General features: G+C 47.3%; 13 protein-coding genes. 4 read left to right on the top strand and 9 right to left on the bottom strand.

Annotated features, from left to right (window positions below; translation table 11 throughout):
- Window positions 1-672 carry a hypothetical protein gene (locus RMO52_RS07445; RefSeq protein WP_309739230.1) on the bottom strand — a complete coding sequence of 224 codons (672 nt, stop codon included), beginning with the start codon at window positions 670-672 and terminating at the stop codon, window positions 1-3.
- A 148-nt stretch (window positions 673-820) separates the two neighbouring features.
- Here RMO52_RS07445 and sixA point away from each other — a divergent pair, with 148 nt between their 5' ends.
- Complete coding sequence (sixA, locus tag RMO52_RS07450; RefSeq protein WP_309739232.1) at window positions 821-1,318, top strand: phosphohistidine phosphatase SixA; 498 nt, start codon at window positions 821-823, stop codon at window positions 1,316-1,318.
- A 199-nt stretch (window positions 1,319-1,517) separates the two neighbouring features.
- On the opposite strand, the gene RMO52_RS07455 is transcribed toward sixA, so the two are convergent.
- The gene (locus RMO52_RS07455; protein WP_310412431.1) at window positions 1,518-3,140 is read right to left on the bottom strand and encodes an iron uptake porin; all 1,623 of its coding nucleotides are present in this window, start codon (window positions 3,138-3,140) and stop codon (window positions 1,518-1,520) included.
- Between the two features lie 248 nt (window positions 3,141-3,388).
- Between RMO52_RS07455 and RMO52_RS07460 the strand changes: the two genes are divergently transcribed.
- A complete protein-coding gene (locus RMO52_RS07460; protein WP_310412434.1) occupies window positions 3,389-3,604 on the top strand; it encodes a hypothetical protein in 216 nt (71 codons plus the stop codon).
- A gap of 143 nt (window positions 3,605-3,747) precedes the next feature.
- Window positions 3,748-4,335, top strand: a complete 588-nt coding sequence (locus RMO52_RS07465; RefSeq protein WP_309738462.1) for a hypothetical protein — start codon at window positions 3,748-3,750, stop codon at window positions 4,333-4,335.
- A 266-nt stretch (window positions 4,336-4,601) separates the two neighbouring features.
- Here the strand turns inward: RMO52_RS07465 and RMO52_RS07470 are convergent, their stop codons facing one another.
- From RMO52_RS07470 to RMO52_RS07480, 3 genes are all read right to left on the bottom strand, one after another.
- Window positions 4,602-6,224 carry a cyclic peptide export ABC transporter gene (locus tag RMO52_RS07470; RefSeq protein ID WP_310412438.1) on the bottom strand — a complete coding sequence of 541 codons (1,623 nt, stop codon included), beginning with the start codon at window positions 6,222-6,224 and terminating at the stop codon, window positions 4,602-4,604.
- Window positions 6,225-6,347: 123 nt separating this feature from the next.
- Window positions 6,348-6,833 carry an allophycocyanin subunit alpha-B gene (locus RMO52_RS07475; protein ID WP_309738460.1) on the bottom strand — a complete coding sequence of 162 codons (486 nt, stop codon included), beginning with the start codon at window positions 6,831-6,833 and terminating at the stop codon, window positions 6,348-6,350.
- Between the two features lie 233 nt (window positions 6,834-7,066).
- Window positions 7,067-7,519: a pentapeptide repeat-containing protein gene (locus tag RMO52_RS07480; protein ID WP_396134915.1), complete on the bottom strand. Its 453-nt coding sequence runs from the start codon at window positions 7,517-7,519 to the stop codon at window positions 7,067-7,069.
- 177 nt (window positions 7,520-7,696) lie between these two features.
- On the opposite strand from RMO52_RS07480, the gene RMO52_RS07485 reads away from it, so the two are divergent.
- Window positions 7,697-7,870 carry a hypothetical protein gene (locus tag RMO52_RS07485; RefSeq protein ID WP_310412442.1) on the top strand — a complete coding sequence of 58 codons (174 nt, stop codon included), beginning with the start codon at window positions 7,697-7,699 and terminating at the stop codon, window positions 7,868-7,870.
- A 180-nt stretch (window positions 7,871-8,050) separates the two neighbouring features.
- Here the strand turns inward: RMO52_RS07485 and RMO52_RS07490 are convergent, their stop codons facing one another.
- The 4 genes from RMO52_RS07490 to RMO52_RS07505 form a co-directional block, all read right to left on the bottom strand.
- Window positions 8,051-8,962, bottom strand: coding sequence for a TIGR01777 family oxidoreductase (locus RMO52_RS07490; RefSeq protein ID WP_310412445.1), 912 nt, complete (start codon window positions 8,960-8,962; stop codon window positions 8,051-8,053).
- Window positions 8,963-9,019: 57 nt separating this feature from the next.
- Complete coding sequence (locus RMO52_RS07495) at window positions 9,020-9,619, bottom strand: neutral zinc metallopeptidase (protein WP_309738455.1); 600 nt, start codon at window positions 9,617-9,619, stop codon at window positions 9,020-9,022.
- 135 nt (window positions 9,620-9,754) lie between these two features.
- Entirely contained in the window at window positions 9,755-10,459 is a 705-nt protein-coding gene (gene ispD / locus RMO52_RS07500) for a 2-C-methyl-D-erythritol 4-phosphate cytidylyltransferase (protein ID WP_310412448.1), read from the bottom strand.
- A 187-nt stretch (window positions 10,460-10,646) separates the two neighbouring features.
- Window positions 10,647-11,783 carry a serine hydrolase gene (locus RMO52_RS07505; protein WP_310412451.1) on the bottom strand — a complete coding sequence of 379 codons (1,137 nt, stop codon included), beginning with the start codon at window positions 11,781-11,783 and terminating at the stop codon, window positions 10,647-10,649.
- Window positions 11,784-12,087: the final 304 nt, after the last annotated feature.

Consider the following 12,087-nt stretch of genomic DNA (forward strand, 5'->3'; position numbering starts at 1 on the left):
CTAGTCTTCGCCATTGCCGATCGCCTCGGTGGATGGGTTGGCATGATAATCATCGTGTCCCGTCATGGCGGCGGCAAAATCATGCTCGGGCGATGTAAAGCGGGGTGGATAATTTCGATGCCGATGGGCGATCCGAGACTCGATCGAGCTTTGGGCTTGATAGCAGTAAGCCGCGACGATAAACCACGCTCCAAACCAAGATTTGGATTCAAAATTATAATTATCGAGATTGCATAGTAAAGACTGCGCAACATTCCCCGCTGCTGGATTACGACAGATCCCAAAACTATGAGTCAATAGCCCCACCATCCCAAATGACACCGCGATCGTCAAGGTAGCCGCTGCACCTGCTGACAAGGCGCGGGTTTTGGGATACCATGTTGATGATTCTTGCTTCCCCAGTACCCAACTACCCCCATGGAATAAGCAGGCAAAAAATAAACTCGGCAGTAATAAATTAATTACCATCGAAATTGCACCGAGAAGATACTGCTGTTCTACCCCGATCGCATTAGCAGAAAATTGCCAACTAGCACCCAAGAAGTTAGCAACATGTACGCCAAACGGCAATAAAATTAAAGTCTGTATCCAAGCTTTCCGCTTTGGTAAAAAAGCCTCCCACCGAAATCTATTTCTCGCTGGCACAAATTCTTCGGCACCCAATCTTGTCATAACTACTGCACCTTCGATCGTCTTAAAACATTTATCATCTACTTTATAATTCCCGATCGAGCCAGATAAGTATCGATCGGCAATAAACAGTTACCCACTAGATATCATCCGCTTGAGTGTCAATAAGTCTCAAATCATTAACAAAAATATGTACTTATACTTAATTCGTCATGGTATTGCCGAAGATTTAGATCCAGCAGACTCGATCGCCAATGATGAGTTAAGATGCCTTACTAAAGCAGGACGCAAAAGAGTCGAACAAGTTGCCGATCGAGCGATCGAATTAGACCTAAAATTCGATCTAATTATTACTAGTCCTTTAGTCCGCGCGCGCCAAACGGCAGAGATCTCGATCGACAAAAAACTCAGCCCCAAATTAGAGGTATCCCCAGAGCTGAAACCCAGCGGAAATCTCCCTGCATGGTTGAGGGAATGGGATGCCCGTACCGATAACATCACCAATTTAGCCTTAGTCGGGCACGAGCCGAATTTGAGTGAGTGGGCTGAATTATTAATATTTGGTAAAGTTTGCCACCAATTAATTCTTAAAAAGGGCGGTATTATCGGTTTGAAATTTGCCGAAAATCGGATCGCGATCGGCACAGCACAATTATTTTGTCTCCTACCACCTAAATACTTGATTTAGCTAGGTGTGTTGGGTTTCATGCTTCAACCCAACCTACAGATCTACAGATCTAAAAATCTAAAAATCTCTACAGATCTGGTGCAGGGAATAGTGAGTGCCACAAATTAAAAACCAGCCAGAAGTAAGATATCACTTCTGACTGGATTGGCGTACTCGATCGTCAGATCGATCGAGTACTTAGCAAAGTTAGTTGCGATTGTTAGAACGTAAATGTAGTTCTGATTACGCCGATCACTGCACTATTGCTATTAGTTTCATCAGTTGACGTTACATAGATCAACGCAGGAGTAATCGCGATATTATCACTGAATTTGTATTTGTAGAAGCCTTGAAGTTGGAATGGAGTTCTCCCAAGACCACCAACATAGGGTTCTGCACCGAATGTCAATCCAGCCAGACTACCTTTACCATCGATATTTGGTAGTGCAAGTGCTGCACCATAGCTCCAAATATTGTCAGTGCCAGCACCTCGCTTCGCACTAGATGTCATCGCAAACCCACTGAAATTTAATGTCTCACTCGGCTTAAAAGAGATCGCTGCACCATAAGAGTTAGCATTAGTAGTACTAGCACTAATGTTGGCTGCATTAGTACCGATCGGCACTCCTGCACCACCAAATAGAGAACTCCCAGCACTAGTAGAGCTGTTGATATAAGTCAAACCACCCTCAATTTGAGGGCTGAGTTGGAAGTTTAGTTGAGCCAGGAGAGAGTTATTGTTGCCAAATATGCCATTATTGACAGAGGGGTTATTTGCACCAAATGCAAAGTAACCAAGTGTCGCAGATTTGAGACCAGTCTCAGCAAAGGGAACAGTTATCCCAGCACCCGTACCACCACCGATTTTATAGATCGGGCTATCTTCAGCAAAGGCACTGACACTCAGACCTGCGCCAGTGAAATCGTCAACTACCGAAAATGTGGGCGCATAATCTGATTGCAGACCATTAAAGGCAGCTACATAGACAGTAGAATTACTTACAGGGAACTGGTATGCCAACCAGTCAAGACCGACGGCATTGTTAAGATTAGCATCAACTACTTGAGCACCGATCGGACTGGGAGAGGGCGCACCATTATTTCTGAACTGAGTATTAGGAGATATTTGATTTCCAGTTGCAAGTCTCGTCCAGAGGATGTCCTTACCAGTAAAACTACTCTGGAATAAGAGCCGGACGCGGTCGCCTAAGATGATATTGTTATCACCACCACCGAGCAGACTAGTTACGTTGAAGACTGCTTCACCTTTGAGTTTTGTGGTGGTAGAAAACTGATTCGCTTGGAGTTGAGCGACTTTTTTATCGGTGTTGACAAGACGACCATCAATTTCACTCAATTGAGCGCGATATTCTTGAGTCAGTCTTTTGAGGACTTCGAGGTCTTCGCGGGTGACACCGCCAGGTGCCGTACTGGGCGCACTACCAGGCTGTTGAGCTAGGAGGGGTTCAACTGTATTGAGACAAGCATTTAAACCGCGTGCAAACTCGATTTGAGTGACGGGTTTGTTGTTGAGGTTGGCGTTGCAATCATATTTAGTCGCAATCCCTTGCAGGGCGGTATATTGCCACTGACCGGGTTTGACGTCGCTAGCAACATCGTCAGTAGGATCGACTTGGGGCTTGCTTGCAGGATTTTCACCAGCGGCTACTCTAACAGGGTTGGTACCGCTAGCTTTATTAAAGATGAGGCTATTCGCGTTGTCAGCAACTGGAGCAACAATGCTCTCAGTGCTTGGTGCCGCCATTACCCTAGTGGACAATAACATGGCGAACCCGAATGCTACAGGGCTAATTAATACAGATTTCCAAAATGCTGATGACATCTGGGTGGTGCTCCTCACAGGTAAGTTTAGGGTGTTTGGGTTGACAGGTACAATGGACGATCTCATCTTCATTTGGCGGTCGCGCACAGTTCGCAACGTATCTTAATCTTTTTGTCAGGTTTGATACTGATAATCACGATACAAATTTGCTGCTCTTACATTGGTTGTCAAGTTGACACTCATTATAAGATGCAACTATTCTCTTCAAATCAGATAAATCTGGTTTTAACGTAAAATTAAGTACACTTTTGAGACTAAATAGTGACGATCGATACAAAACATCTCCCGTTGGCGTAGCCTCTCAGAATGAGAATCGACTACCTGCCTTCACAGCGAGAATTGCCAGTGCGATCGACGATTTCGGTAGCAGCTATCTAGTCCCTTGTAGTAATAAGGTACCCAAGCTCGGAGCGAAGTCAACACTAATTGGCGGATTTTTACTCGAAATATCCAGATTTTGCTAGCGGACATGCTGGAGTACAGCGCTCAAAGATCGATTTTGGCTCTCGACTGGGCATCCTAAACCTATAGCCAGTTTAGGTGTGAGTTGAGGTAGCCAGTGATAAATCAGCAATTGCAAACGCGCGAGTCAAACCCCGCTGTATGTATGACAACAAGTCTCGATCGCCATGTTATTGCCACTGCACAGCGGGGCAAAGTAGCTACCGACAAAACTAAGGGACAGCAATTTGCAGCAGCTCTCAAGGCAAAATACGATGGTACGCGCCCGCTAATTGAGGATGTGATTTTTGCAACAGTAGAACTAGCAGATCTCCAAGCAGGCAAAAGCTACTTGGAGATCTCTCATCACCCGAATCGTGACTCCGTTGGCGTTGGCGAAGCCTCTGCCTTAGCAGAAGCCTCTCGGAACGAGAATCGCAAACCATACTACACCACCAAAATTACTAATAAATCGACCCAAAGAATTCGGATCGATCGATTCGGGACTTACGTTCAAAAGGGTCACACTCTCGTCCTCCACTCACTCACAGGTGGATTTCTCAGCGCTCAACAGTTTCAAGAATGGTATGAATTGGGCGCAAGTGAGTGGCTCGAACCAGGGCAAGTCGTCACCGATCCCAATAATCATAGTAATTTGGGTGTCTACTGGGCTTATTCAGGGACAACTGCTGACGGTAAAAAGTTTGTCGCGGGTGCGGCGTGGGTGGGTAAGCGGTGGTGGAAGTTTTGGTAATTAACGTCAGTTCGGGTTAAGGATTTTCGACCGATGACTCCTAGCTTCGTTTCCGCACCGCCCTCAAATGAATTTGCGGATGCGCGCTCGTCGGGTCTCCCGACGGTTTAGCGCACCAAGCGGGGGCTAAAAGCAAAAGTTCGTTGAAACGAACTAATCAATTTGGTAGTTCGTTAAAACGAACTTTTGCTTTTAGCCCGAACTTATAGTTCAGGGCGGTGCTTGAGCGGAGCAAATCAGTTTTCCTTATCCCGAACTCACGTTAATTAGTTGTTAATTATTTTGCCATAATCCAGCTTAAGTACCCGATCGGCGAGATGAAAGTAGCGATCGTCGTGACTGATAACTAAGATCGATTTACCACGCTGTTTTAGCTCGGGGAGGAGTTGCTGATAGAAGATTTCCCTAAAGAATGGATCTTGATCTGCTGCCCATTCATCAAATAGATAAATAGGACGATCTTCGAGGTAGGCTGTCAGGAGGGCTAACCGTTTGCGTTGACCTTGAGAGAGTGCGGTAGTGGAAAGTTTGCCATCGGCGATCGCGACTTTATGAGTGAGCTGGAGTTTTTCTAAGTACATATTTGCTTGTGCGTCTTCATCGGCAAGTCGCAAGCCCACAAAGCGATCGAATAAATAAAAGTCTGAGAATACGGTTGAAAATAACTGGCGATATAATTCACGGTTGCGATCGTCAATAACATTGCCATCTAATCGAATCTCACCACTATCTGGCACGTATAAACCAGTGATTAGTTTGGCTAATGTGGATTTGCCGCTGCCATTTCCACCGACGATAAATACTAACTCGCCAGGATGAAGGGTCAGATCGATCGGCCCTAATGTAAAGGTATTATCTTCGCCAGCGAGCTGATAATTGTGGGTAGCATTTTTGATGTCGATTCGATCGAATTGGCGGGGATTGGTAGTCGTGCGGGCGACGGTTTCGGCGCGGCTGGCTAGCGATAATCCTAATGTATCGATTTTCCGGATGGCGACACCTGCTTGACTCAAAGCTGGCAAGATTGCTAAGGTGTTCCCGATCGGACGCATCAGATAGGAGATCGTCAGCACGTAGCCAGAAATTAGTTCGGCAGAAACTGTTTGAATTTGGGGTAAGCCGTAGACTAATAATCCCAGGAGTACAAAATATGACAGTTCGCCAATCCCCGCCGAGAGTGCGATCGCCCGTTGGGAGCCGATCCGATATTCGCGGAGCGTTGCGGCGGTAGTTTGGAGATCTTCTTCGATAAAATCTTCCCGCCGTTGGGAGTGGAGTTTCAGTTCTTTGATGCCGTTGGTAATTGCTTGAAAGTGCTGCATCAGAGCATCATTTTCTTCCCGCGCGACGGTAAACATCCGAATCGCTTGGTTGATGAGCAGTTGCACCACGCTAATCGACAGTGCCATAAATACCAGCGTCCCGACTAATACCCCGATCGACAGCCAGCCGAGATAAACTAGCGATGCAACCACGATCGCCGCATTGACACACAGCGTCGGAATACTAAAGACACCACTCGAAATTGATTGAATATCTTCAGTCAACGTCGCCAGTAACCGACTGGAGCCGAGTTCTTCCAGATGGCGCAATGGAGACGCCAAAATCCAGCCACTAATCCGCAGCCGCAATTTGTAGATCGCATCTTGCGCCAACTGTGCGAGTAAAAACTGGGAGACTAAGTTGGTAATCAACGTCACCACAACCAGCCCTAGAAAGCCCCACAACAGCTCTGGCGGTGCTTGAGGGTGTTCCGGAGTGATGCGCCCGATCGAGTGGTTGATGAGCGCGATCGAGGCAGCACTGCCGATCCCACTAATCGAACCAGTAATCGCCGCCGCCAAGACGCTCAGCCACGATGCTTTGAGTAGAAACTCGATTAAATTCATGTAGATTCAGTTGACAGTTAGGTTTGCCGCTAACTTCAGTTTATCTACAAAAACAAAACAACCCCCAGGATTACTGAGGGTTGTCGATCGATATGTCCAATACATCAACAATTCAATGGCGATTTAGGACATCTCTTGAATAATGTAATCAAAGTAAGGAGCAGCAGCAGCAGCATCTTCCTCGCTGAGGCGGCTGAGAGAAGCTTCTTTGAGTGCCACGATCGAATCAGCCATCCCAGCAACGGGAACACCCAAGGAATTATACATATCCCGCACGCCAATCAGTCCGATTTCCTCGATCGGCCCTTTATCGCCAGCAAGTACGCCATAAGTAACCAACCGCAGGTACCAACCGTAGTCTCTGAGACACTGAGCGCGTTGTTTTTGTCCCGCAGCATTACCACCTGGGGCGATATAGTCGGGGTGTTGCTTCCATAACTGTTTGCTAGCCTGCTCGACAATTTTCTTTTCGGCTTCTGCTAGCGTGGTAACGATCCGAATCCGCTGTTCGCCAGTTTGCAGAAATGACTGGATATTTTTGAGTTCTCCAGTACTGGGGTAACGAAGATCGTCATCGGCTTTTAGAATAACTTGACTAACAACACTCATATTAATTGCGATCGATTATTTAGATATCTATTATAAGAATAGTTTAACTACTGTCGGTGCCACAAGTGAATAGATGCGATAGAGGGATAGAAGATCTTTGGCAAATCTTTAGAATTTAGAATTTAGAATTTAGATGGGAGATGGGAGATGGGAGATGGGAGATGGGAGATGGGGAGACAGGGAGACGGGAGAGAATCTAAACCCATCACCTCTTACCTCTTACCTCTTACCTCTTACCGACACCCCAAACTATCCCGAGTAGCGACTCCTGTCACTGGATTGATTCCCTCGGCACGTTCGCATAGTAGTTTCATTTGCGCTCGATCGATTAAGGCATCGGTAAAATCAGCGCCCGTAATCTTGGCACCGTAGAACCGAGATCGAGTCAGGGTAGCTTCTGTGAGAATTGCATCAGTCAGATCGGCTTCATCGAAGGTGGCTCGATCTGCTAATGCACCCGTGAGATTGGCTCCTGATAGATTTGACTTGAGCATTACCGCCATCGTCAACATGGCGTTTGTCAAGTTTGCTTTACTCAAATTTACACCGCGTAACTCGGACGATACAAATACGCCGCCTGTGAGATCTTGTCCGGCAAAATCGCGATCGGTTAGATTAATCCGACTATAATTAGTCTGCTTACTAACAGCAAGTGTGAAATCCTGGAAACCCAACGAAAACCACATCAGCGCCACGATCGTCAGCCGCGTCAGCCAGGTAGTTAATAGCGCTGTGATGGATTTAGCAAGCGGTAATATTTTCAAATTTAACACTGGTATTTATTATTTATTAACTTCTGTAAGTAAATTCAGCTTGAGGCGATCGATACCCCTATCCCCTATCCCCTATCCCCTATCCCCTAAATGATTATTGAATCGATCGAAATCGAAATGGATATTACTACTACTAAAGGTGAACTCAATACCGCGATCGAAACTAAACTCCAAGAATGGGGCGAACCCCTCCGGTGGGCAATTACCACAGTCGATCGCACTACCAATATCGCTCAGATCGAAGCAATTGTAATTAGGGAATAGTGGATAGTGGATAGTGGATGAAAGAAGTAGGGTGGGCACTGCCCACCGTCTAGGAGATAGAAGTAGGGTGGGCACTGCCCACCGTCTAGGTTTCAGGCATAATCTATCCGATCGATCGTTGGATATACCTACTTACCGATCTTACCTACTTCCTAAAGCCCAAAACCTAAAGCCTACTCCCTAGCTCCCTAAAATCGCAGCTAAAGCTGGTTTAATGGTCGAGTATTGAAAGTCAAAACCTTGAGCGAGAGTGTGGGTAGGGACTACTTGCTGTCCTTGTAAAACGACGATCGCGCCTTCACCGAGCAGCGCTTCGAGGGCAAAATTGGGGACGGGAAGCCACGAAGGGCGGTTCATGACAGAGCCTAACGTTTGGGAGAAAACTTCCATCGTCACGGGATTAGGTGCAGTGGCATTGTAGACACCCTGCATTTGCGGATCGGTAATAGCCTGAATTATCAACTTAACGACATCATCGCGATGTACCCAAGAAAACCACTGCTTGCCGCTGCCGATCGGGCCGCCGACGAAGGCGCTAAAAGGTGCTAGCATCTTGCCTAAGACACCACCATTTTCGCCCAAGACGATCCCCATGCGGAGGATAACCAAGCGGGTACCAGTATTGGTAACTGCTTGTGCGGCAGTTTCCCATGCCGTGCAGACTTCAGCCAGAAAATCCTTACCCGCTGGACTAGTTTCATCAAATTTACTAGTTTCGCTGGTGCCATAGTAGCCGATCGCGGAGGCGTTGATCAGGACGGACGGTTTGACGCTAGATTGGGATATCGCTTCGACGATTTTTTGGGTACCGATTTGGCGACTTTCCAGGATCGTGCGCTTGTGATCTGGCGTCCAGCGCTTTTCGGCGATGGGTTCTCCAGCTAGATTCACTACCGCATCACAACCCGAGATCGACTCTTGCCACGCGCCCGACTGGAGCGGACTGTAGCCGACGATCTGCGCTCGTCCGAAGCGATTGCTTGCCTGTTGAGGACTCCGCGTAAAAATTACTACCTCGTGTCCCTGTGCTTGGAGTTGTTCGACTAGCCGACTGCCAACAAATCCAGTAGCTCCCGCGATCGCAATCTTCATACCGTACTTACATTGATACTTACTCCTTTAGATTTTCGCACTTATGTCTGAGATTTTCTACCGCACCCGACAAGCCGAAATTCCTCTACCTTGAGATGCTTGAAAACCAAGCAATACGGCTTTAGCGCGCTGTTCGGGCGTACCGTGGTGTTGGCGGTTATTAAATTCATAATCTCCCACCTTATAGGCAATTGCGGCGATTTGCTCGATATCTTCTCGATCGAAGGTGACACCAGGCATGGCACCCATATAGAAACCCGCCATACAATCAGCTTGGAGTTCGATCGCGGTAATATTATTTGGTCTGAAGCCACCAATTGTCTGGGCGGCATGGGCATATTCATGAGCCAAAATATAAGCTAATGCGGCATCGCCGTATTGATACGCCATCCGAATATGTTGGTTGGTAATATAAATCGTATTGTTGCGGGTACAATACAAGCTGCCCCCTATCCGTCCGCACGGACTGGAAGCACCATTGAGGACATTCCAGCGGACTTTAGGTCTCGATCTCGTGGCATCTACTTGCCGCAATCCTTTATAAACAGCATTTAAAACTCTTTCTGGCCCGAGTTCGGTTGCCTGGAGCGGAATACTGGCAGTAAGTGTCGTAATCAAAGCAAGGCTGACGCGAGTGCAAAATTTCCCCAGGTTCATACGGGTATTGGGTTGGGATAGGGGAGATGGGAGATGGGAGATGGGAGATGGGAGATGGGAGATGGGGTAATGGGTAATGGGTAATGGGTAAGAGGGGAAAATACAAATCAGGACGCCATCGTCTGAATTTCTTAGTCACGTTCTACTCCCATCTCCCATCTCCCCCCTACTTCTGAGAATAAATTCTGCGATCGCGAGATCGACTGGGGTGGTAATTTTGAGATTGGTTTCTTCGCCGGGGACGATAGTAACGGGGAGACCACATTTTTCAAATAATGCGGCATCGTCAGTTACTTCCCACCCGAGAGCGCGTCCCTTATCGTGACAGGTTTTGAGGAGTTCGACATCAAAACCTTGGGGAGTTTGAGCCGCCCACAGGTTAGCTCTGTCCGGGGTGTCGATAACGATACCTGTATTATCTACAATTTTAATTGTATCTTTTACAGAAATAGCCGCAATTAATCCCGGACAAGTAGCGAGCATCTCCGCACAGCGATCGAATAAATCTGGTGTCGCCAAACATCTCGCGCCATCATGAATTAACACGCGTGCTGCGCCATCTGGTAACGCCTGTAAGCCGTTGTAGACGGATTCTTGGCGAGTTGTACCACCCTGGATAAATTGGACGGGTTTAGACAGGGATATGTTGCCGAGGAGTCGATCGAGATCGGCACGATCTTCGGGTTGCCCGATAATTCCGATCCAACTAATCGATTGCGCATTTTCGGCAGCTAGCAGCGTCCAAGCCAAAATCGGTCGATCGAGCAAGGGAATCAGGAGCTTGTTGCGGTCGCTCCCCATCCGTTTTCCCATCCCCGCCGCCGGAATTAATAGATTCATACTCACATCTTGCCTTGAAACAAAGTTACTGGTGTTTTAGTGGATAGTGAATAGTGGATAGTGGATAGTGATTAGATAGCTAAGTAGGGTGGGCACTGTCTTGTTTCGCTCAATCTGGAGGGAACCTCCAGAGCGCGAACCGCTGCCCACCATCTGGGTTTTAGGCTACTTAGTTACTAATTAGTAATTATTGTGGTTTCTTTTTAATAAAGACATTATCGGAGAAACCAGAAGTGTTTTTAGGCGTGGAAGTTGGACTAACAATCGGTGTCGGTGCAGCGGTTTGGAAATAGTCGTAGGCAATTGCAGACATCTTGCGGACTAATTCTGGCCCGGATGGGTCGTTATAGGGGCGTTTGACTAAGACTACTGCCAGATATTTTTTGCCTGTGGGGAATTCGATCGAGCCAACATCCGCGATTAGGGAACCGATATCGCCAGTTTTGTGGGCGATTTTGGCACCTGCGCCCAATCCTTGGGGCAGCATGGTGTTACCTGTGGTGCGGCGCATGATATTTAATATTTGGCTGCGGGAAGCCGCAGAGACGATATTACCACGCTCGATCGCCATCATCGATCGGGCTAATTCGCGGGCGGTTGTGATATTGGTGCCTTCTAAATCTGGTAAGGGACGATTGATAGTGGTAGTGCTGAGTCCCCAATTCCGAAAGCGTTGGTTGAGGGCAGATTTACCACCTAAGCGGGCGATTAGGAGGTTGGTGGCGGTATTATCGCTGATGGTTATCATTTTGGTAGCGGCGACCAAAATACTTACCTGAGTGCCGGGTTTTTGCGCTTGGAGATCGCCAGAGCCACCAGCAATCGAGTTTTTATCGATCGTCAGTTTTTCGGCTAAATTCACTTTCTGGGCATCGACATCCTGAAAGAGGGCAATCAATATCGGCAATTTAATCGTACTAGCAGCAGGCAAGACTCGATCGGCTCCCCATTCACTATGTTCGCCTAGCTCGGTGTTGATAAATAAATAACTCGCATCGAGCTTAGTCTTTTTCTGATTTAAAACCTGAAGCCGATTGTGGAGTTTGGCGCTGGCGGTGGTGGGATCGAGCAGATCGATTTGTGGGACAGGCGGCGCGGGTGGAACAGGCGGCTCTACTTTGGCGGCAATTGGTGATTTGGGTGGATTGACGATCGAAATTGTCGTCCCGGCGATCGTACTGGCACCCAATCCACAGATCGCTAACCGCACTAACTGAATCGATAGTGAGACAGAGCGATTCAGTTGGTGCAGTTGTTGTTGGCTCGGTTGTTTGCGGCGGGATTGGGTCTGAGATCTTTGCTCGCCAGTACTATTAGAAGCCATTCGGTCGAAGTTTGAGGATAGATTTGGCTAGAAAAATCGCGGTTGCTAGCTAGCAAATTATGAAGAATCTCGATCGTCTCAAATGCTCTTAATAATAGCCGATCTCGCTTGCCGATCGATCGTCTACCCTATATTCGTAAGTAAGTCGGCATCACGATCTTAAATATTAGCGATCGGCTGCAACCCTTAAGGTGGGCAGTGCCCACCCTACAACATATCTAATTAAATAATTAATAATTATTAATTATTAATTATTACCCATTACCCAATTCCCGCGAGCGTACTGCGGCTGCTTTTACCGCTT

This window comes from Chamaesiphon sp. OTE_8_metabat_110 (assembly GCF_031382685.1).
Lineage (GTDB): Bacteria > Cyanobacteriota > Cyanobacteriia > Cyanobacteriales > Chamaesiphonaceae > Chamaesiphon.